Raw genomic sequence first — 22,247 nt, 5'->3', positions numbered from 1 at the left:
CTTTTCATTTGGAATCAAGGCTAGAATTTACGGCCTCCGCTATTAGACGGTAGGAGTGAAGCCGCTGCTCATAATCTGGAATCGGTGTGACCAACAGAAACTCATCATTATCATATTTAATCTGCAAGCCGTATAACCGTTCGGCAATATCCGACGGCGTTCCCACTAGCCAGCTGGCTCGCATTGCCGGATCGCCCAATGAAATCTGAGCAGCCCATTGCTGCGCCAGTTCATTCGTCAAGGCACATACTGCTCCTACAGCCACCATGGTACGTGGCTTGTCCATCCGGTTGGATGGCTGAAAGCTGGAGCGGTAAATGCTTAGCATTTCTTCCGTTTGCTGTTCACTCATAAACTGACCGAATACATAGCCTGTTGAATACTGGGCGGCATATTCGGCACTTTTTCGGTTTGTACCTAGCATCCACACTGCTGGCGGCTGTTCAGGCATCGGCCGGGCAAACACAGGCACCTGTTCATATTCGTAAGTACCTTCCAGCAAAGCCAATAGAGCTTCCATCGTCTGTGGCAGCTCCGTCACATGTTGAAGAAAATTACCGCTCAGTGCCATCGAAGCATGAGGTCCCCCACCAGGTGCTCTCCCCAAGCCCAATTCGACTCTGCCAGGATATAGAGCGGCCAGTAGATGAAACCATTCCGCGACCTTGACTGGACTATAATGCGGGAGCAAAATAGCACCCGCACCCAGTTTAATTGTCTTCGTCACCGCCCCGATATGCGACAGCAGCACTTCCGGGCTGGAGGAAGCCAGCCCCTCCATATCATGGTGCTCCGAGGTCCAGTAGCGTGTATATCCCCATGTTTCTGCCTGGCTCGCTAGTTCACCAGCTCGTCGAACCGCCTGCTCCGGGCGGTTACCGGGCAGCAACGGCACCATATCGAGCACACCGAGATTCAACCTTTTTATAGATAAAGGCCGAGATTGCATAGACACATTCCTCCCTCCTGCTATCCTTTACAAACCAGTTCCTTCTACTATATAGGGGAAATTTAAAGGTCAATCCAGATCATAAATGGAACCCACCTTCAGACCGTATAACTCATTATAGATTTTTTCAGCAAAAGCATCGGTCATACCTGCAATATAGTCTATGACCATATGCTCCCATGTCCAGATCGGTTTCGCCTTGGCTTGGTCGCGCTCATAGCGCTGGAGCCAGTCGCTTGGAATAATAGATTTCGACGTTTCTGGGTCCAGAAACGCCAGCCACAGCCGTCTGAGCATCCACTCACTCCGTTTTTGCAGTCGCTGTACGCGCAGATCGCGGATCATCGTAACCCAAGCAAAGCTTTTCAACACACTCACAGTGCGCAGCATATCCAAATCTTCGCTTCCATCCCGCACGAAGGTTACCTTTTTCCAATTTCCATCATCAATTACACCCAAGCTGCTGACAAACAGGCTGACCCAGTATGCCTTCACTTCACGGCGAGTACGGGAATAATCGTGTTCACACATCGGCATCTTGCCATTCCACACCTTCAAAAATTCGCTCAGCACAGCCGCTACCTTCTGCTCAATCTGAGCCAGTTGCCAGCCTTGCCAGAAGCTATCCTCCAACGTGGTGATTTTCTCCGTAATCAGACGAATTAAATACGGATCATATAAGAAATGCTCGTGCACTTCGATTTTCCCAGCCTTAATCCCATCCTCCAGATCATGCGCAGAATAAGCGATATCGTCGCACAGGTCCATAAGCTGGGCTTCTAGCGTCTTTTTACCATCAGGGATACCCCAATCCTCGCGGATAGAACGTATGTATTCCCACTCATGCAGGTACAACCCTTTTTTGTTCAGAATCCCCGGGTATGGGTATTTGTTGATCCCCAGTAACACAGCGTCCGACAAATTCAAACCATCCACGTTCTCACGCTTCTCCAAAAACATAATCAGTCGGAAATTGTGCGCGTTCCCTTCAAAATGCTCATAAATTTGTCGCTCACGCGCATAGGCCTCCTGTCCACGCTTGGACTCCGGTGTGAAGCCTCCGGCAGAGGATATCTTTTCTACCTTTGTTTCAATCAGTTGATCCAAAATCCCGTCCAGCACCTCTTCTCCCTTGTGTCCGAACGGTGGATGCCCAAAGTCATGTGCAATAGAAGCACATTCTACCACCTCAGGGTCAATGATCAGTCCTGCGTTATCTGCCTGTTCCAGCTCTACTTCGGGATGGCGGCGCAGCAAGCTTCGTGATGCTTCACGCGCAATTTGCGCTACCTCCAAAGAATGCGTCAGTCGTGTGCGGTAATAATCGCCCGTGCCTGCGCCAAACACCTGTGATTTACCCTGCAATCGCCGGAAAGTCGGTGAATGGATCAAACGGGAGTAGTCCCGTTCATATGCGGCCCGTGAAGCGTCGCTTCGTGTCTGTTCCGCAAATTGCCGATGCTCTCTCTTGTCCTGCCATGTCATAAAGCCCACTCCCTACGTACTCAATTGGAGTGATTATACATTTTTTTCGCGCCTCAGGAAAGCTCACATGAATTTCAGCTGTAAAAGTAACTTTTAGCGCCACTGCGCAGTCGGATGGTGCTTTCTACTCCAATACAAAAAATGTCATATAAAAAAGGTGTTCTCCAGCCATTTGCTTCAGGCCAAAGAACACCTCTTACTCAACTTTATATACCTCATCACTTTTGCTCTAACGCTTTGCCCTCGGGTCCAATACATCCCGCAGGCCGTCTCCCATCAGGTTAAAGCCCAATACGGTCAGCATGATAGATATCCCCGGAAAGATAACTGTCCACGGCGCATTCTGGATATATTGCCGCGAATCGGACAACATTTTACCCCACTCTGGCTCAGGAGGCTGTGCACCCAAGCCCAGAAATCCAAGCGCTGCCGCTTCAATGATGGCCGTTCCGATCCCCAACGTTCCCTGTACGATGATTGGTGTCAGGCTGTTAGGCAAAATATAGCGGAGGATGATTCGTGTATTATTGGCTCCAAGCGCTCTAGCAGAAGTGATATACTCCTCCGTTTTGACACTTAGCACCTTAGAGCGAACTAACCGTCCATACGTTGGCACATTGACAATGGCAATGGCGTACAACGCATTTTCCAATGAAGGCCCTAAAATGGCCACAATAGCAATGGCCAGCAAAATCCCCGGAAATGCCAGTAAAATGTCGAATAGCCGCGAAATGGCCATATCTGCCCATTTTCCGTAAAATCCTGCGATTAAACCTAAGGCTGTTCCTACAATCATTGAACCAATAACAGACAAGAAACCGACCCACAACGAGATTCTGGCTCCATACAGCGTGCGAGTCAGTAAATCTCGACCGAGATCATCCGTACCGAACCAATGCTCCGCAGAAGGAGGCTGCAAACGGCTCACCAAATTTTGCTCTTTATAGTCAAAAGGTGCAATCCACGGCGCGATCAAAGCAATGATGACAAAGAAGATAATAATGCTCAGGCCGACGAACGCCATTTTATTGTGACGGAAAGCCCTCCATGCGTCTCTCCAAGGGCCAGTCACGACAGGCAAATGCGCCAATGTGCTGCGTGTCGTCGGTATGTTGTTGGGTTCCATTGAAAATTGTGACATCGGACAAGCTCCCCCTTGAACAATTGACGACTTGATTACTGATAACGGATACGCCGGTCGAGCACCGCGTACAGCAAATCGACAATCAGATTAATGATGACGAACAGGAACGCTATGATCAGAATTCCGCTTTGAATAACCGGATAGTCACGCGAGCTGATCGCTTCAAAAATGTACCGTCCGATGCCGGGCCAGGCAAAAATGGTTTCTGTCAGTACCGCGCCTCCCAGTAGTGATCCAGTCTGAAGACCGATGACAGTAAGTACGGGGATCGCAGCATTTTTAAGCGCATGTTTGTACACGACTTGAAAAGATGCCAGCCCCTTCGCCCGAGCCGTACGGATATAGTCCGCATCCATAACCTCCAGCATGCTGGAACGAGTAATGCGCGCAATGACCGCCATTGGAATCGTTCCAAGTGCGATACTGGGCAGGATCAAATGCTTGATGACGGTCCACACCTGATCCATACGCCCACCTATGAACGCATCAATCACGGCTAAATGTGTCACAGCTTCCACCGGATCACGGGAATTCATGCGTCCGATGGAAGGAAGCCAATGCAGTTTATTCGCAAAGATCCACTGCTCCATCAAGCCCAGCCAAAAAATCGGCATCGATACTCCGACCAGTGCAATGACCATGCTGACATAGTCAAACCAGGAATTTCGCTTCCAGGCACTCACGATGCCGGCATTCATTCCGACTACAACGGCAAAAAACATGCTTGCTACTGTCAACTCCAGTGTAGCCGCCAGATAAGGGACCATTTCCCGGGCAATCGGCTGCTTGGTGCGAATGGAATCGCCCAAGTCCCCTTGTGCCAGCTCACCTAAATAGGTCCCATATTGCTGTAACCACGGCTTATTCAGCCCCAATTGCTCACGTAGCGCCTGCTTGGACTGTTCCGTAGCCTTATCTCCCAGTATAGTTTCCGCCGGATCTCCCGGAATGGCATGAATAATGGAAAAAACGATGAGCGTCATGCCCAGTAATACAGGAATCAATATAGCCAGTCTTTTCACAATATATGAGTTCATATCCTATTCACCGCCTACTTGCGTTTGGGCTATTCAAAATAAATATTTCCGTACGCTTCCATACCTGCCGGAGAAGGTACAAAACCCTTGAGGTTCGCTTTACCTGCCATCAGCGGGGTGCTATGAACCAATGGAATCCACGGGGCATCCTGTTTAATAATCACTTGTGCTTGTTTATACAGTTCCGCACGCTTGTCCTGATCGACCTCAACCTGCGCCTTCACCAATATTTTGTGGAGTTCCTCATTCACATAAAAACTACGGTTATTGCCTGGGATCGTATCCTTGTCCAGCAATGTGTAAAGGAAATTATCCGGGTCGCCATTGTCCCCGTTCCAACCCAGCATGTACAGATCATCCTTTTTCCCCGCCTTAACATCATCCAGATACGTAGCCCATTCCGGGGATTGAATGTTTACTTTGACGCCTATTTTTTCAAAGTCAGCTTGAATAGCCTCTGCCACCTTTTTGCCATCAGGCATATAAGGACGAGATACCGGCATTGCATAGAAGGTTAAAGGCTCGGGAAGCCCGTTAGGAAAGCCCGCTTCCGCCAGCAAAGATTTAGCCTTATCCAGATCATAGGCGTAGTCCTGAATACTATCGTTGTACCCCCATAACGTAGGTGGCATCGGATTGACCGCAGGCTTAGCCTGCCCTGCAAACAATGCATCAATAATAGCCTGCTTGTTCACTGCGTGATTCAGTGCCTGCCGCACCTTGGGATTATTGAATGTTTTTTTCTTTAAATTAAAGCCAATGTATGCCACATTAAAGGAGGGACGTTCAATTTTCACCAATTCGCTATTGCCGTCTAACTGCTTTGCATCATCCGGGTTCAAATCCTCCATCAGGTCAATTTCCCCGTTTTGCAGAGCATTAAATCGTGCGGTATTGTCGGGTATGGAGCGAACAATGATCTTAGCCAGCTTCGGCTGCCCCTCTTTCCAATAGTTTGGATTCTTCTCCAGCGTGATGGTATCGTTCCGTTTCCATTCCTTAAATACAAAAGGCCCCGTGCCGACCGGATTACTCTTGAAAGCAGCCTTTTTCTCCTGAATAGCCTTGGGACTTGAAATACTAAAGGATGGCATAGCGATATTTTGTAAGAATGGCGCCTGCGGCTTGTTTAGTGTAAACTGGACGCTGTTCGCATCTACCGCTTTAACCTCCTTAATCACCCTACTTCCTTCAGGACCGAACATAGAATCATAATAGTCAAACGAGTCACCTTCAAATTTGTATGGACTTTTCGGATCAGCCCAGCGGTCAAAGTTAAACACAACCGCTTCTGCGTTAAAGTCACTTCCGTCATGGAATTTCACACCCTGACGCAGCTTGAACGTATAGACCAGTCCATCCGGTGATACTTCCCAGCTCTCTGCAAGCCCCGGTTGGATCTCCGTTGTATTTTCCTTATATTCCAGCAGTGTGTCGAACACTTGCATTCCGATTTTTAGCGACTCGCTTTCAGTCACAATGGCAGGATCTAGCGCCACGGAATCTCCGCCGCGTCCATAAATGAGCGTGTCCTGCACGCCCTCTCCTGCTCCGCTTGGTGTTTTCCCTGCCTCTGGCTTTGCTCCTTCACCTGATCCCCCACAACCGGAAAGCGCCAAAACAGCTCCTAGCGCAAGCACCAGCAGAACGGTCCAGATTTTGTGTTTTGCATACTTTTTGCTCATGCAGCAAACCCCTTTCACACCTTATATATTGTTAATTCGTTGATACCGGATGAATGCCAATTCCTTTAGATTGACATGACAAGCTTGTCCTCAAGCTGTGGTCCCAAATTCCGAGTTCATCAAATAGGTGTAGTAGGACAGAAGTGTTCATAATCTAGTGGTGTAAGAGATGCTGTAGGGTAATGAATAGATGTGATGTAATAAATAGAAAGAGGAGTATGTCAGGTCGTGGTGAAAGTGTGATATATACTCACAAACAGTGAATATTATGCTCAAACAAAGTTGATTATTGGATACTTTACTATAAAATCTGGAAGCAGACAAGGGGGTTTTTCATACATTACCATATGTTTTTATACATCATGTCAATTAATATTACAAACCAATTTACACAATCATATCAAATAAATACTCCTGCTTGGGGTCTTCAACCTCCAAGCAGGAGCAGATCTTACCTCAAAAATGTATTCAGCACCAAACTACAGTCACGGCTTGGGCTCCTTTTACGATAGAGAAATGATCGCCAGGCACTTTATGCGTGAACATACAATTCCCATCCTTTATATCCTAATTCCCAGGTATGTTATGAAATAAACAAACAGACAGGGGCCTTTACAGCTCGATCGGGCTGGTAGACATGCTGCATTTTCACCCAATGATTCACACTTTTAAAGCGTTCGAGTTCAGCTTATGTAGAAATCATGAAGAACATTACTTTACAATAAGTGCAGGCGGTTGCCTTTGAACCGCCTGTCAATTTACGTTTCAGGTGTATGGCTTGGTTCACATGAAAATAATCCCTTCCGGGCATAAGATTTGCAAAAGATCATTTATTTTTTTTAAACACACCCAGACGGTTCAGTACGACCAGTAAGCGATAAAAATCGTAACTGCTTGGCAGTTTCGCATCCACAATCGGGCTTGCCGGATTAAATGCAACAGCGGCAGCCATCGCTTCCTTCGCCCAGGTCGGTACAGGCATAGCCTGACGTCCCTCCAATTCAGCTACCCGCTGATCCACCTTTTTAATATAAGCGCTTTGTTCATTCAACGTCTGCTTGAGCACATCTTTGCTGTTTTCAAGAGCGGCGATCTGCTGCTGCAGGGCCTGAAATGCCGCTTTTTCCTCTGCTGTCATTGGCTCATCCCCCTCTACTCCTGCAAATGCTTGGCGTAGCTCGGCCTCTGTTCCGGCGTATACATTCAGGTCAACCGGCCCTTGAATTCCATCAACCCGTCCACTATCGCTGTATTGCCAAAAGTCCCAGTTCTTCCATGCTGTGGTGTCGCCGGGCACCCGTGTACTATAACGTGCAATCCACAGCTTATAACTACCCAATGGCGCTTTGAAATGGGCAGCAAAAGCATTCCCTGTATATACCATCGGCTTACGGCCGCTTACCCGTTCAAATTCTGTTACAAATGCCAACGCAACCTCATGAATCGCGGCCGAGCTAAGCCCTCCCGGATTATTTTCGTAATCCATTACCGCTGGCAAGTCCAGCGCTTTCGCACCACTCACCTGATCCAGCACCTCGGCGAAATGCCTGGCTTCCGCTTTTGCTGCGTTTACACTGGTTGCATCTACAAAATGGTAAGCTCCCAGCAGAATCCCGGCTGCCTTGATCCCTTTTGCATTCGTGATAAATGTCGGATCGACGTAACGCTGTCCTTGACTCGCTTTAATAAATGCAAACAATTTACCATCGGCTCGTACACGCTTCCAATCAATTGTTCCCTGATATCGGGACACGTCAATGCCTTCGGCAGCGTTAGGGCTGCGATTCTGCATAAGGCGTTCCCTCCTTATCATTCATAATGTTGTAGCTCACTTTGTCTCTGTTATCCATATGCTTGGACCATCCATACGGTCTGGGCTTTTCCACTTTTACACCGAAAAAAGGGCAAAAAGGTAGTCTGCCTATTTTGTAGTGGCCACCGGTGGCACTTTATGAAGCTTTATTTTCTTTGTCGGAAGGGTCGGTTGGCTTTATTTTTTCTCCACTCGACTTGGACTCAAAAATAGCTACTGCATTCCGCAAAATATCCGGCATCGGCACTCCCATTCTGCCCACATTTTCAATAATGGACAACAGCTCGTTCGCTAAATAAAAGAAAACGACGGCATCCCGGAAGTAATGTGCATCCCCGAGAATACCGTCGATTAGATGAGCTACCGTAATGAGCAAAAACACGGTAACCTTGCGAAAAATACCGTAATACCCCTGGCGGCTTTTGAGCTCCCCATTAATCCAGGCCGCTGCCCATCCGGTGAAAAAGTCGATCACGACCATCCACCACAGCAACGTCAACATTGTGGTCCACCCCCCAAAAAAATAACCGATCAAGGTCCCCGTGGAAAGCCCCAGCCAAATCTGATCGATCTTTTCATGCATGTTTGTTCCCCCTTTTGAACCTAGGTGTAAAATGAATGTTCCCTTGAGGTAATCAAGGGAACAAAAAGACACACTCCGTTGTGAGGCGTATCTGTTATAATTACATTTTTTCAGTTGCTAATTTTTCAAATTTATGGATGCTGAAATGCATTCCCAACATATCGAAAGCTTAATCATCACTATGGATGCCACTAGCTGGCAACTCATTGATGGCATATTTAAATATACATTTTAGAATAAAAAATCCTATTTTAGGATAGTTGGTAATCCTTTAAACCTACATATACAGTAGATTACCTTTTAACGCTGAGCCATAAACCGTTGGAGTATCTGGATTCCTACTATCAACTGATCCCATAATAGCGCCTGGTAATAAATAAAATTCTTTATTAATATTAAAGTTTCCAGGTACTCCGAAAACCGACACTCTAGGCTCATACCAAACTATAGTAATCTCCCTTGCCCTTGCATCAAATGTCCATAATCTTATTGCTGTTCTAAGTTCATCTTCAGCACCTCCTTTAGCAATTGTTAAGATATCGAATGTAATTCCGTTAGAATCCATCATTCTTATCACTGGGGTTCCCCCATCAAAAGCTCCCGATTTTCTTCGTATAAACTCATATGAGCCTGTCGTATCCGTAGCTGTAAATGAAATCATAGTTGTGTTTGCCGGGAAGGTAAACCATCTCGGACCGTAATACACACTACCTGCTTCTTGCTTTCTATTCGCTATTTCATACGACTGGTTTATACTGGATTTGACCGGGGATATATTTTTTATTGCATCTACAATTTGCCCCCAGTCCATTGCGGTGGATGCACTTCCTCTTTTGGCGTTAATGCTATCCACCACGGACTGTTTCGCATTAGCGCCAGATTGCTTTACCGTTTGTATCGCTTGTTTTAAACTTTCAAAATTACCGTCTGTGTTTTTAAATTGAAAATCGCCACCTACCAGTCGGGCTGGCACTTGCGAATTTGAGTATAAGTCAATTTGCCCATCAGCAACCCAATCAAAGCCTGTATCGTTATCTCCAATAGGAACTTTCAAGTTAGATGTAGCGCCAAAATTCGTATTTTGAGCAATCCAAACTTGTCCTGTTGTAACTACACGCCCAGCTTCTAAAGTTAACTCTCCTTCCCCTACTTGCTTCGTCCCATTAGATGCGATAATACGTGAGTCAAAATCCACATCATTACCGCTAGTGTGAAAGTCAATAAAAGCAGGACCTGCTGTAGTTGCACCCTTACGCATCTCCAAATAGGAAGAATTATTGTACATTATTTCTTTCCATGGACCCCAACTATTCTCGTAAGAGTAGAAGGTACGAGTGAAGAGCCTTTGGTTGTTTGGAGGAAACGTGGAGAAAAATTGAATAGCTCCCGCGGCAGGACTAACCTTTAAATAAAAAGTTTCTTTTACCGGAATATTGCCCATTGTGGACGCATCGGCACTGATCCGGCAATAATATTCTCCCTCCGACTTATAATTGTTTAAATCCACATTTGGCGGAATCAGCGTAGCCTTCTTTAAACTACTATTCACAGCGTCCATCACTGATTTTATCGCCTTCGACGTAGCAGCTAATTGCTCTGACGAACTATCCGTAGCATTGCTCAACTGCACTACACCTTTATTAGTAGTGGTCGCATCTGGAATTTCCGGGTCCAGATGTGCAACTTCCTCCTTCAATGCCCCGACTGCACCATCAATTTTATCCCAGTTATCGTTTAGCATAGACTGAATGTTGAAGGTTTCGTTACCATCAATAACAGGGTCCTTTTTGAGTAGTTTCAAATAGTCTGTATTACTAGCCACTTATTGAACACCTCCTGCAAATTTAGATAATAAGGTCTGTTCCATTTCCTTCAAAATTGTCTTTTCGTGAATATCTTTGATCAATAAATATTTAAATTTATATTCCACGGACAGGTGAGCTGGCTTAATATCCTCGATTGCTTTTTTTAGGTCCTCTAGATTAGGAGGAATACCTATGGTATCTACTAATTTGACCGTAAATCCCCATTCGGAGGGTTGAAAAGTAACATCAACCTTGCCTCCGTCATACGCTTCGGCTACATTTTTAACAAGTCTGCCAGAGAATTCTCCACTTCCACGGAGCTTTGATTCAACCACGGAACGTCGCTGCTCCAGCGGCTTTTCCAGATCATTGGAAATACCTAGCTCCATCTCCCAGCGTTCCAATGCCCAAGTGGCACTACGAACAAAAAACTGGGCTAAAGTATCATCCAGCGCGAGATATAGATCATCCAATTCGCTCCCCTTCGCGTCCATATCGGCTTGCATTACACGGGAGGCTTCGTAGTAGGCTGGTAGGTAGGAGAATAGCTCCTGTCCACGTGAACTGAATATTTGATTTTTGATATCACCCGTTATTCCGTGGATAACAGATTCATTTTTCCCATTATTACCCATATACGTTCACCACCCCCGACTCTGCCGCCTAATCGAACTGGTCCCTCACAAGAAAGTTGCTCTGGCTGTTTATTTTTAGCGTAGAGAAACCTATCATAAATCAGATCCATTCTTTCATGCATGCTCGTTCCTCCTTTTGGGTCAGGCTATTTTTGCTCTGTTCCCTATACTGTTTTTTTGCGAAAAATAGAGCTATACCATTTAACCTTTTCTTCCTGTTTATTGGAAGCATCTACAGATAACGCATCTCCTCCATTACTCAGTACCATATCAGAGCGATTGGATACAATCATGTTCATCACTTTTTCACGTTGCTTTTCATCAAAAGCATAACTTCCAATAATGGTTGCTATATCACCCTCTCCCCGATCATGGCGGGTAATACAAGCATGAGTACAAATACGCAATTGAGCCTCAGTTAAAGCTGTCATAGTTATGACTTCACCTCTTTTAAATAATTTCTTGCTGCTGTATATAGTAATATCAGTTAGTACACGTCATTATTCTGTATTACCAAGCATGAACTGAGTCAGTGCTACTTCGAGATCTGCTATACGCTGCTTTAATTGATCTGTCTCACTTGGCTGTTGCTCTGCTTTTTGTGTAAGTTCCTTAATTGCTTCCTCACTCAATCCTTCACTCCAGAACGTCGTTGGGTCTCTTCGTTCTGGAGCTGTGAATGTCTGAGCAAAATACACAGGTTCATCCCCGCGTTCGTTTTCCGGCTTGTTTTGCCATTCATCATGCAGCTTCTGAAACGTTGCATGAGCCTCCTTGCTAAGTTGCTCGTATGCGTTTTGTGCTTCTAACAGCTTTTGATTATATTCCGCTTCATAGGTCAGCCATTCTTGGATATCAAAACGAGGATGGTATAGACCAGGTGATACTGGAATTCCTACTGTATACCCAGTAAGGATTCTTTCTGAATTGGTTGCATCTATGATACTAGGGCTACTGTCAGTAAGCTGATAAGTGTCTGGCTGCTGATTTGTATCAGATAGCGTAGGTGAAGATGGAGTATAAAAAGGGACGACACCCGAAAAGGCATCGTCCACCAGTTCGTCCTCCAGATAGAGGCCGTTTTTATTTACTTTAGGTACTAATTTCATGTGTTCCCCTCCTTTATTGCTCGGCTAGATAACTTATTTGGTATAATGATAGGTTCACGCCAGAAACTGCATCCACTGACACTGTGCCATCCAGATTAACGACAATAGCGGATGTTTTAAGGTTGGTTCCCGCCAAACTAGAATCGTAGCAAATGAATAAACTACGTTGTGATGGCCTGTATCCTGGCGGCAACTTAAAAATAGCCGTCGCCTGGGCCGTCGCCCCACCGTTTAACCATCCCCTCATGTGGACAACACCTGAACTATCTTTATAATATCCCGCTTCGTATGGGATTCCACTTCCACCAATGATACTACTCCACCCATTAAGCAACGTAGGCGTAAGCCATGCAGGATTATCTTTGTCAGCCTTCTTATTCTCCAGCACAGACACCCGCGCCGTGTTGTGTTGTACACTGTCCACCAAGTCTGACAGCAGCGTCTTTTCGTTGGCTGCGTATGAACCTGTGAACGGTACAACTGGTGATGTTTCAAGTGTGGTGTATGTTGTGCTGTAGGATGCTGTTTGGTCGAACCTGGAATTAGCCATATACGCCTGGGCAAGTCCGTATGTGCTCTTGTCAGCATCGGCATGAGTAATTGTTCCCCAACTATTGTTCTTACCGTTTTTATAAACAGCGATAATTTTATTGGGTCTTTCACGAAGTTTGCCAAGTCCACCTAAAGCGCCATTAATCCAGTATTGGTTACTGGAAATTGCGGGTTTAGATTCCTCCCGTACGATCAGTCCCGTACCTACTTCGACCTGATTGTCACCCTCGGTAAAGGTTAGCTGCCCCTCAGAAACGATAGGCTCCACGGTAGGCGTTGCAATCTGATATACAAGTTGGTACGGTGTGTACCCTGCGTACGATGTTTGTGGAACGGATTGTGTGAAAGCAGGTGACCCGACGCGCTGCACCCAATACTTAGTACCTGTACCTGACCACGTTGCCGTGGTGGAGGCTTGAGCGTTAGCTGGCGTTATGGTGTTAGCATCATATGCCTTGTATCCATAGAAATAGGCTTTAACGTCATCCTGTGTTGGCGTGTAACCATCAGCCCATCCACTATCCGCCACAGGGACAGAAACGTAAATAGACCCATCAATGGATGTTTCTGTTGCATCGGCCCCCAACGTAGACCATTGCCCTCCCGTCTTAGCTGTATTTAATATTTTCCCATCATACTTAACGGATTTTTCAGAATAGCTAATCCACGTCGGAAACTGATTCGGGGCAGTATAGACAACTTTGAAACCTGGGAATGATTGACCAGGCGAACTAGCATTCCAGTTAACGCCGCCATCTAATGTAACCCCGTGCCATTTCTTAGACTTGAAGTATTGACCGTCACGCTCAAACACTGTATCAGCATTAGCCCCTGTAACTGGATCGGCGTACAGGTCTGTTTGCAACGCTAACATTGAGTCTTCACGCGGTTTGAATGGTTTGGCTGTGTTGCCAATGTTAAGCATAGGGTTTTCATGGGTGAATGACCCCGCAGCAGCATAACGTAATCTAACCGAAAGGAATTTTGTTTGCGCAGTTGTTGTAAAGGTTTTAGTGCCTACCGCAATTACGCCCGTCATAACTTCTCCAGTTGGGTCAGAATTGTTATCGTCCCTACGCTCAATATATTGTAACCCGTCTCCTATACTAGAAATTGTATAGGTGGTGTTCGGCAGAACAGGAACAACAACCCTCAACGGCGATATGACATCAGGAACGGTCCGTGTAGCTGTAGCTTTGTAGGGACCTTGTAAAGCGACTATACCCGTGGTGTTAACCGACCATTCGTAAAAGCTCGGCAAAAGGTTTTCCCCGTACATAATCGCATACGGATTACGTACAGGCATTACGCTGTCCACATATGGATATTTGGTAGCTACCTGTCCAGCGGTCATGCTATCTAGGGCAGCATATTCTGAAGCGTTAACCTCATAAAGGCGAATAGCGTCTGCATAAAAAGCTTGACCCGTTGCTGTTGAAATCGATGAAACTTCCAAGTTTATCGCAGTATCGTTTGCCGGTGCACATTTTGTATAGATCGTTACAAATTGACTCTTATCTATGGATTGCTTGAGCGCCTTATTACCACCCGTAGAAAAGTTTACATAAATATTGTTTGAAGCATTGATGTTTTTAACATCAGCCAGGGCGATATAGTATCTTCCGCCAGTAAGCTTTAACCCGCTACTGTACACGTTATACACGCCGGTGGCGTTCTTTGCAGTGATCTTGATTGATCCCATGCCCTGCGCCTTATTAGATGTATCAACTGCAAGATCGGCTTCCCAACCTAAAAGGCTACCGATTTGGTCACCTGAGCCTACGCGCCCCAACAAATTCACCAACATACGTCCGCTCAGGCCCGTCAACGAAAATGGGGCAGCCTTTTCCGCATGAACCATCTGTACACCGGGTTCGAGAGTCACCGCCTTACGCTCCGTCGTATCCAGACGCTTCTTGATCTCATTCACACCATTATTCACATCACCTGCGAAATCGTCTACAGAACGCCAGTTTTGATCCAAGTACTTATCCAGATCAAAATACGTGGTTTTGGGCGATGTGCGGTCAATTTGATTTAAGCCAAGATTTGGTGTTTTTTCGCTTGCCATGTTATGCGCCACCTCCTAAATATCTATCCTGTGTTGTATGTTCATTTTCATAGAGGGTCATAGACTCAACTTCAGCAATGGTCAGGTAGCGTAATTTGTACTCCACCGCCATATGAGCGGGCTTGATCTCCTCAATGGCTGCTTTAAGATCCTCCACGTTGGGCGGAATCCCGATGGTATCCATAAATTTGACGGTAAATCCCCATTCGGCGGGATGAAAGATAACATCTACCGTGCCTCCGTCGTACGCTTCAGCTACATTTTTGACAAGCCGGCCGGAAAAGGTTCCTGCCCCTCGCAGCTTCGATTCCACCACAGCACGCCGTTGGTCCAATGGCTTCGCCAGGTCGGTTTCGATCCCCAGCTCCATTTCCCAGCGTTCCAACCCCCACGTGGCGGTACGTACGAAAAACTGTCCCACCGTTGCATCCATCGCAAGATACAAGGCGTCCAGTTCGCTTCCTTTAGCATCCATATCGGAACGCATCACACGTGAGGTTTCATAATAGGCAGGCAAATAGGAAAGTAGCTCGCGTCCCCGCTCGCTGCTCATTTGGCCCACTGTATTTCCCGCTATAGTTACCCGATTAACAAAAGTGTCACTATGGTTTGCACGTTTTCCCTGGTCTGGGTTATTCAATAAATCTTCAAAGCTGTTCGTTCCATTGTTACTCACTGACGCTCACCGTCCCCAGCACTGCCACCTGACCTGATCCAATCTCAATATTCTGATTGCTCTGTCCATTGATTTTCAGTTCAGAGAAATCAATAATAATTGGAATGTCGAGCAAAACAGCAGAAATCCGGGTATACCGTACCAACGGGTCTTCCTTGTAAAAAGCAAGCTGCTTCAAATACGTCCGCACACCGCTCTCAATCAGCTTTTTGATTTCATCCAATGTGGACGGCTTCTCTTTGGTACGCTGTACCTTGACTGAGATGTTAATCTCCACTTCTGCCGCTGGCATGATCGTCACCACAGGACCCGCTGGTGCCAGCCCTTCTCCTTGCCCATCCTGCGTCGGATCAATATACTTCTGCACTGCGGCAACGATATCCGGGCTGGCTGCTCGTTTGTCCGTATCCAGTACATATAACCCTACTGTTCCCGGCCCTTTCCAGAGCGGAACAACTTCCACGCCACCAACACCAGCAATCTCATTCGCCCACTGGGTATACTGCGCCTTGTTGCCGCTTGTGCCCTGGTTCCGCACCTTGGCATAAAAACGCTCCAGCAACAGCTGATCGCTCTCAACGTCTGTGCCGCTTTTTGTTTCCTCGGTATTGATCACAGAGGCCACCCCGCTAACCGGGGTGGCCATCACTTGGATGACACCCGCAGGCACATTGCCGCTACGCCCGGGATTGACCGCCCGAATAGCCGCCTCCCCGGCACCTTGTTCATCCAGCGTGACCGATGCCGTGGTCGCATATTCAATGGAAGCTTCCCCGGATACATCATCTGCCGGGGTCGCCACCAACGTTCCCGCCGGAACGGTCGTTCCCGCTGTGCCCTTGAACGTGACCATACCTGAGGCAGCAACCGCTTCTCGCCGTGTCACCCCATGCTCTGCTGTCCGCAAATCCAACTCCGGCGAGCGAAAATCCGGATTATCGCTGGCTGCGGTGCTGGCAAAGCCACGTCGCAGCAGCTCCTGCGCCCAGATTGCGGCTTCGGATAGCATAAAAGCCACTGGCGCCTGCGCATCCCAAATAAAAGAGCCCTCGGACTTATCCATGTCCGAAGGCACTTTTTCCAACATCCGATTTAAAATTCCCTCTTCCGTCTGGTCTACCAAATATTCCGGCAAGTCTGCCATTAGATCACCACACTTTCCACAATTTCCGTTTCATCTCGCACGTTCGTAATCTGGCAGCTAAAATGGCACGCCTCACCTTCCCAGCGAAACGTGAATTGATCCACAGTAGCCGTACGTGCATCTGCTAGTAACGCCTCCGTGACCATGCGTTTAATTTCACTTTCCTGCACACCGTGCCCATAGCTGCTGCCAATCAGCTCCTCCAGCTCGCTACCATAGTCAGGTGAATAGATCACATGCCGATAGCGAGGAGTGCGAATCGCTTTTTCACACCATTGTACCCAGGCTTCTTTCTCGCCTGTAGTCACGATTTTACGGCTAGGGCTCATAACAAACTCTCCAGCTTCAAAATCAAACCGCCAGCTTCGCCCAAATACTGCGCGGTTATCCTCCAGTACATCCGGGTCGGTCATATCCATGTCTGTCCAGATCATATCATCTGTTTCGGGAAATAAATTAGCCACGTCCACTCACCACCTTGCACACAACAACTACATCGTTACCGCTATTCACCCGAACCGCAAGTACACGATCTCCGGGCTTAAGACCTTCGTTCAAACGTAGATTCACATCCTCCAGCTCGTCTTCCCCGATATAAAAGGAAGTTTTCAGCTCTTTGCCTTCCCAATTTTCCGATTCCACTGCGGTTGAGGTGCCTTTATACATATGACGTGGTACAGACAGCAGCCCCGGTAGCTCGGCGACCAAATAATCCTGAAGCTCATGTTTAAAATCGTCCAGCTTGAGTCCCGTGGAGGTGATCGTTCCTAGTACCGCGCCTACCCCACTCAGTGCTTGCTTGGTATGCTTATGAAATGAAGATTGCAGCGCAGTAGCCAAATGCCCATAGGGGTCCTTATTCAAGGTAAAACCTCCTTTTCACATCATCATACGTTCCGAGCTCCAGCGACATACTGCCGGGGTTACCTAATTCCCTGCTCACCGAAATGACCAATAACTTTATGGAGCCTAACATTACCGCGTCTCCTGCTCGGATCGTGTTCATATCCGGTGCATTTACTGATATCGTTTGCTGTATGCCTCTCAGCTTACTTTTGGCCAACTCACGTGCTGCTGCACCAGACTTGACTTCGTCATCCTGCACGATCACCTGAAGTGTCCCATATTTGGCAATGTCCTTCTCCTCAAGCGCCATCACCTTGGACGGTACCTCATTGCCTGATTCACTGGCAGCCGTAGCCAGTACCTTCACTCTCGTGGCCGCACCTTCCAGCGTACGGGATTGAGTTGTATCCGTGACTCTCTCCAGAGCATACACATCTTTGTTCGTTCCCAGCTCGTACAGCTCCAAGCCGGAAGAAATCATCCGTGGATGATACAGCTTTCCCCCCGCCTTTGCCGTTTCGCGCAGATCTCCCAGCATCATAGAATAGATGGACTGTGTGCGGTATACGGCGCGTCCTAGCGTTTTTTTCGTATCTGGCAATGAAGCGATTTTCAGCTTCCAGTCCCTAGCATACTTCTGAAAACGCTGAGTAGCCGTCTGCTTAGCAGGGAGTAAATATTCATCCTCGGACTTGTCCAAATATACCGTACGGTCATACAACGTCAGCGTCATACGTTTGAGCCCGTTGTTAGAGGTTTCTACTTCCCAGATCACTGCTGGGGACAACAAGGGAACATAATCTTTTTTACCATAAGGAATTCCGCTAACCCGAATAGACATCCCAGGGGAAATGGCGGGCATATCCGGCGTAACGACCAGATTGACCGTGCCCTGATAGGCGATTTGCTCCAGCGAATCCCTCAAATTAATGTTCTCCACAAGCGGCGACAAATCATATTTATCCTGTAAAATGACTTTATAGCTCATGACAGCACCAGCTTTTGCCCCGGTTTAATTGCATTCGGATTTTGTCCAATGACCTTTTTATTAAGCTGATAAATACGACTCCATTGGGAGCTATCCCCCAACTCCAGCTTGGCAATTTTGGACAAGGAATCCCCGGACTTAACCGTATATGTTTTTTTCTTTTCTTTCATATCTGTGCGGGGCTTTTTGTTGACCGCAGCCGCCTTACTTCCTGTGACGCCAGCTTTTTTGGCAACTTTCATATCACTCCAGGTCCGCAGTGACAGATCAAAATTCACATCCCCATACTCGCCGCCGCGAAAGATCGAATTATGAGATGCCACAATTACTGGCACATTCACGGCTGTCTCCGTAATAATAAAACGTAGCGGGTTCTTAGATAACAAAAAGCCATTTAACGTGTTCATGGCCTCCTGCGGATCAGGGATATCTTCATATGTGCAATACGCTGGATTGTATTCTTTCGGAAAAAAAGAAGAGAAGGAGATTTCCTTCACCTTCTCCCCTTGTGGGAAGTCAAACTCCCCATAGGATAAAATTGTCGTTGTATCAAATCCTTTTTGCCGTGAGATCGTCACTTCCTCAGGATTTACTGGAAACTGAAATTTTTTTCCCTTACCATCCGTCAAACTAAATTCCATACTATTCACCTCCTATTCACGCTAACGTCCTCGCTGTCTTGTTGTTATCCATAGCTTGACGGAATCCTGCTACAAAGCGTTTGCCTACTTCTGAAGCCAAAGCATCAAAATTAACACGTTCACCAACAGCCACCTGAATTGCACCTGTCGGCATATTCACTTGCATGTTTGATTTATTTCTATTTGTGTTCTTTACTGAATGAACAGCTACCGTTCTGTGTCTATCATTTGCACGATATGTTCTAGAACTTGCAACTAAATTCCGAGAATATTTATTCGGTGTACTTTTTTTAGCAGCAGTTTTCTCTGTACTCTGTAAAAGTTCCCAGTTCAATTTTTCTGGAGAATCCAAGATCATTTGAAGGAAATCGCTTGTTTTTGTTGTTGCCTTTTTAATTGTGTCCTTAAAAGGATCAGCGTTTTTCTGAACAAAGTTATTGAATTTATTAGAGAATTTTTTAGTCCCCTCACTTATGTCATAAACTTTCCTCTTAATTCCTTCACTGAGACCCGGAATATTATTTTTCAAATAATCTCCTGCACCATTAATCTTATTTTTAAGAGGTTCTCTCACGTTATTCAGTATTTTATTAGAAGCAGGTACCTTTCTTGATATTTTCTCGGTCAAGTTGTCAACTCCCCCCATCAGATTCCCCGTCTGATTACCGATGAAGCTTTCGAGTTGTTTGCTCCAATGATCAATTGTTGTAGGAGTAGCAGCCTTTATGTTATTCACTTTTATAGCTACTTCATTATTAAAACCAATCATACCTTGTTTGAAGTCTTGTGTAGTCTGATCGATACCTGCCTTTAAAGATTTTGTCCAGCCTTTAAGATGCGTTTTGGCATACCAAACTTTCTCCATTCCTTTCTCCCCTAACGGCTCAAACAATTTTTCACCTATTTCTCCAAATATATAACCAAGGACAGGAGCTAACACAACTCCGGCATAGGGAACTTTTGAACCGAGTTGCATACCAAAGGATTTCCCTAAAATATTTCCGGTTTTTCCTGCAACTAATTTCCCAATCAGTTTATATTTTTCTTCTCCCTTAGCATTAAGAATTTCACTTATATCAAAACCAATATCAGCAAAGCCAATAGCTTTTCCTCCATATTTCGCTGCACCTTTTAATCCTGTTTTTAGCCAAGAAGGAGCACTGGAAAACATAGAAGCTGCTTGTGTATATAGAGAGGACGATTTTATTGTATTTAGAATACTATCAATGCTATTCTTGGCGTTCCGCAACTTTAAGGGCATTGAAGCTATTTGTGATGCAGTAATAGCCTTATAAGCCTTAGATACTTTTGCAATCATCTCTAAAAAATCTTTAGGTTTACTAAAAAACTTAAAGAAATTCATAAGATCCATAACAGGTTTTATTAAAACAATCTTCTGTTTTTCATTATTTTTACTCGCTGCACTTTGAGAGATTTGAGATTTACCAAGAACGCTGGATATCATAGATCCTAAAGGCAAACCAGAAGTTGCATAATTGTTAGATCCATCCTTGTTCTGCATTTTTTGTTGGGTAATAATTTTGTTTTGCTGCTTGATCAAAGAATGGTTAAATCCGTTAGATTTACCAAGCTTGCCGCAAGTTGTTGATTTACATTTCGAGCAATCCTTGGAACATGAACATTTAACAGCAATCTTAATTCCAGATAAATTTTGGGTCAGGCGATTTATTTTATATAAACGTGAAGTTAAATTACTCAACGCATTAGAAAGTCGCTTAACTGACTCCGTAGTTTGGTCAATAACTACCTTTTGTCTTTGAAAACTACTAAACCCAAAATTCCTTGTCCGCTTCTGGATACTCTCAAAGTATCGATCCATAGATTTTAATTCTTTATTAACTCTACTTAAACTTCTTATATCCAAAATATCATCCACACCTACACCTCCTTTAACTACTACATATTATCTGCTAAAGCATCTAGCTCTTCTTCGGCAAACGCCAGCAGCAGCATACGCTCGCCGCGGGGAAGCTCCCAAAAATCTCCGGGGCGTAGGTGGTGCCGAACCCACAAGTGGTACAGCATCGTCGTCATTCCCCCGGAGCTGATTAGTTTTTTAGGTCGGCAATCTCAACGCCAAAACCGGACAGTTCCAGCACCTTATCCCCTACTGCATCCAGTTCACCCGCCAGCAGCATACGGCGGACAGACTGTTCGCCACCGGACAGCTTCAAGCGGCTTGTAATCCGGGGATCGCCCCAACCGTTAAGGGACAAGCCTTTCACTTCCAGCTTGCCGGTAGCTTCCGAAATCAACAAGGCGTTGAACGTTTCAGTATCTACCTTCTCATCCACTGCACCCTTCACGGTTCGGCGAATCGTGCAGCGCTCACGAATGCTGTCCACCTTGCTGGAGGTCAGGCCGTGCAGCACAATTTTCATATCAAGGCGCTTGATACGAACCGTTTCCTCCGGTAGTTTTTCAGCGGCCTCAAACAGACTGTCCAAAATTTGTTCTTCTGTCATATTCTCATTCAAGCTCATAAGTCATTCTCCCTTATTGTTTATTTGTATTTGGGGAACGGAACGCCTCACAGCATCCCATCCCCCGTTTTCCAATTTAGTTTGCTACAATCGGATCTAGCAGCTCATAGCCTTCAAAGGTGAAGGTCGTTTCTTCCTGTACTTCTTCACCTGCTGTCCAGTTGGCCAGTTGGATTTTGTCAGGAGTGCAACGAATAAGACGAATACTTTCATGTCCGAAGGCTTCTGGATCATCCAATTTTGTAATAATCTCAAAACGGTTAAAACCGCGACGAATCATATCGGATGTGACCTTGTAGCCACTCATCGTTCCCGTTCCCTTTTTGATACCGCGCTTGTGCACCTTCCACTCGTTGCCCACGAGATTCAGCTCGCGTTTTTCCATCTCCACGCTGGCTTCCAGCTTATTGATATTCGTCTGCCACACCCCGTCTACATGCGCCTGACCATACGTACCTAAAATGACTCTTGAAGCATCCAACATTTCTTTTTCCTCCTCAAAATAATCCATAATATAGTTCGGGATTTCATAGAATCCTCGTTGTTAACAAGCTACTTTATTTCTGCTGATCGCCTTGAA

General features: G+C 46.1%; 22 protein-coding genes. All 22 read right to left on the bottom strand.

Annotated features, from left to right (window positions below):
• Positions 1-4 precede the first annotated feature (4 nt).
• Positions 5-949 (bottom strand): MsnO8 family LLM class oxidoreductase, encoded by a 945-nt coding sequence (locus tag ACWGXJ_RS06190; protein ID WP_452567873.1) that lies wholly within the window; start codon positions 947-949, stop codon positions 5-7.
• 69 nt (positions 950-1,018) lie between these two features.
• Positions 1,019-2,434, bottom strand: a complete 1,416-nt coding sequence (locus ACWGXJ_RS06185; protein WP_061830290.1) for a deoxyguanosinetriphosphate triphosphohydrolase family protein — start codon at positions 2,432-2,434, stop codon at positions 1,019-1,021.
• A gap of 229 nt (positions 2,435-2,663) precedes the next feature.
• The gene (gene nikC / locus ACWGXJ_RS06180; RefSeq protein ID WP_103048940.1) at positions 2,664-3,575 is read right to left on the bottom strand and encodes a nickel transporter permease; all 912 of its coding nucleotides are present in this window, start codon (positions 3,573-3,575) and stop codon (positions 2,664-2,666) included.
• A 35-nt stretch (positions 3,576-3,610) separates the two neighbouring features.
• Positions 3,611-4,615: an ABC transporter permease gene (locus ACWGXJ_RS06175; RefSeq protein ID WP_069291317.1), complete on the bottom strand. Its 1,005-nt coding sequence runs from the start codon at positions 4,613-4,615 to the stop codon at positions 3,611-3,613.
• 29 nt (positions 4,616-4,644) lie between these two features.
• Positions 4,645-6,300 (bottom strand): ABC transporter substrate-binding protein, encoded by a 1,656-nt coding sequence (locus ACWGXJ_RS06170; protein ID WP_452566408.1) that lies wholly within the window; start codon positions 6,298-6,300, stop codon positions 4,645-4,647.
• 826 nt (positions 6,301-7,126) lie between these two features.
• Positions 7,127-8,092: a glycoside hydrolase family 25 protein gene (locus ACWGXJ_RS06165; protein WP_452566407.1), complete on the bottom strand. Its 966-nt coding sequence runs from the start codon at positions 8,090-8,092 to the stop codon at positions 7,127-7,129.
• Between the two features lie 157 nt (positions 8,093-8,249).
• Positions 8,250-8,696: a phage holin family protein gene (locus ACWGXJ_RS06160; RefSeq protein WP_023987387.1), complete on the bottom strand. Its 447-nt coding sequence runs from the start codon at positions 8,694-8,696 to the stop codon at positions 8,250-8,252.
• A 277-nt stretch (positions 8,697-8,973) separates the two neighbouring features.
• A complete protein-coding gene (locus ACWGXJ_RS06155; RefSeq protein WP_452566406.1) occupies positions 8,974-10,518 on the bottom strand; it encodes a pyocin knob domain-containing protein in 1,545 nt (514 codons plus the stop codon).
• Positions 10,519-11,136 carry a putative phage tail protein gene (locus ACWGXJ_RS06150; RefSeq protein WP_452566405.1) on the bottom strand — a complete coding sequence of 206 codons (618 nt, stop codon included), beginning with the start codon at positions 11,134-11,136 and terminating at the stop codon, positions 10,519-10,521.
• 164 nt (positions 11,137-11,300) lie between these two features.
• Positions 11,301-11,567, bottom strand: coding sequence for a hypothetical protein (locus tag ACWGXJ_RS06145; RefSeq protein ID WP_452566404.1), 267 nt, complete (start codon positions 11,565-11,567; stop codon positions 11,301-11,303).
• A 69-nt stretch (positions 11,568-11,636) separates the two neighbouring features.
• Positions 11,637-12,245 carry a hypothetical protein gene (locus ACWGXJ_RS06140; protein ID WP_452566403.1) on the bottom strand — a complete coding sequence of 203 codons (609 nt, stop codon included), beginning with the start codon at positions 12,243-12,245 and terminating at the stop codon, positions 11,637-11,639.
• Positions 12,246-12,258: 13 nt separating this feature from the next.
• Positions 12,259-14,868 (bottom strand): hypothetical protein, encoded by a 2,610-nt coding sequence (locus ACWGXJ_RS06135; RefSeq protein WP_452566402.1) that lies wholly within the window; start codon positions 14,866-14,868, stop codon positions 12,259-12,261.
• Between the two features lies 1 nt (position 14,869).
• Complete coding sequence (locus ACWGXJ_RS06130; RefSeq protein ID WP_452566401.1) at positions 14,870-15,544, bottom strand: YmfQ family protein; 675 nt, start codon at positions 15,542-15,544, stop codon at positions 14,870-14,872.
• Positions 15,537-16,688: a baseplate J/gp47 family protein gene (locus ACWGXJ_RS06125; RefSeq protein ID WP_452566400.1), complete on the bottom strand. Its 1,152-nt coding sequence runs from the start codon at positions 16,686-16,688 to the stop codon at positions 15,537-15,539. Before ACWGXJ_RS06125 ends, ACWGXJ_RS06130 begins: the two co-directional genes overlap by 8 nt.
• Positions 16,688-17,152, bottom strand: a complete 465-nt coding sequence (locus tag ACWGXJ_RS06120) for a DUF2634 domain-containing protein (protein WP_336077307.1) — start codon at positions 17,150-17,152, stop codon at positions 16,688-16,690. Before ACWGXJ_RS06120 ends, ACWGXJ_RS06125 begins: the two co-directional genes overlap by 1 nt.
• Complete coding sequence (locus ACWGXJ_RS06115; protein ID WP_254350949.1) at positions 17,145-17,552, bottom strand: hypothetical protein; 408 nt, start codon at positions 17,550-17,552, stop codon at positions 17,145-17,147. The genes ACWGXJ_RS06120 and ACWGXJ_RS06115 overlap by 8 nt, the downstream gene beginning before the upstream one ends.
• On the bottom strand, positions 17,545-18,522 hold the full coding sequence (locus ACWGXJ_RS06110) for an XkdQ/YqbQ family protein (protein WP_322173334.1): 978 nt from the start codon (positions 18,520-18,522) through the stop codon (positions 17,545-17,547). The genes ACWGXJ_RS06115 and ACWGXJ_RS06110 overlap by 8 nt, the downstream gene beginning before the upstream one ends.
• Entirely contained in the window at positions 18,519-19,163 is a 645-nt protein-coding gene (locus ACWGXJ_RS06105; protein ID WP_023987378.1) for a LysM peptidoglycan-binding domain-containing protein, read from the bottom strand. Before ACWGXJ_RS06105 ends, ACWGXJ_RS06110 begins: the two co-directional genes overlap by 4 nt.
• Positions 19,164-19,179: 16 nt before the next feature.
• On the bottom strand, positions 19,180-21,060 hold the full coding sequence (locus ACWGXJ_RS06100; RefSeq protein WP_452566399.1) for a transcriptional regulator: 1,881 nt from the start codon (positions 21,058-21,060) through the stop codon (positions 19,180-19,182).
• A gap of 20 nt (positions 21,061-21,080) precedes the next feature.
• Positions 21,081-21,209 (bottom strand): hypothetical protein, encoded by a 129-nt coding sequence (locus ACWGXJ_RS06095; RefSeq protein WP_322159446.1) that lies wholly within the window; start codon positions 21,207-21,209, stop codon positions 21,081-21,083.
• 23 nt (positions 21,210-21,232) lie between these two features.
• Positions 21,233-21,667, bottom strand: a complete 435-nt coding sequence (locus ACWGXJ_RS06090) for a phage tail assembly chaperone (protein ID WP_007429164.1) — start codon at positions 21,665-21,667, stop codon at positions 21,233-21,235.
• A 76-nt stretch (positions 21,668-21,743) separates the two neighbouring features.
• The gene (locus ACWGXJ_RS06085) at positions 21,744-22,151 is read right to left on the bottom strand and encodes a phage tail tube protein (RefSeq protein WP_007429163.1); all 408 of its coding nucleotides are present in this window, start codon (positions 22,149-22,151) and stop codon (positions 21,744-21,746) included.
• Positions 22,152-22,247: the final 96 nt, after the last annotated feature.

This window comes from Paenibacillus sp. S33, assembly GCF_053615415.1.
The sequence above is the reverse complement of the archived record's forward strand: the minus strand, read 5'-3'. Positions and strand labels throughout refer to the sequence as shown.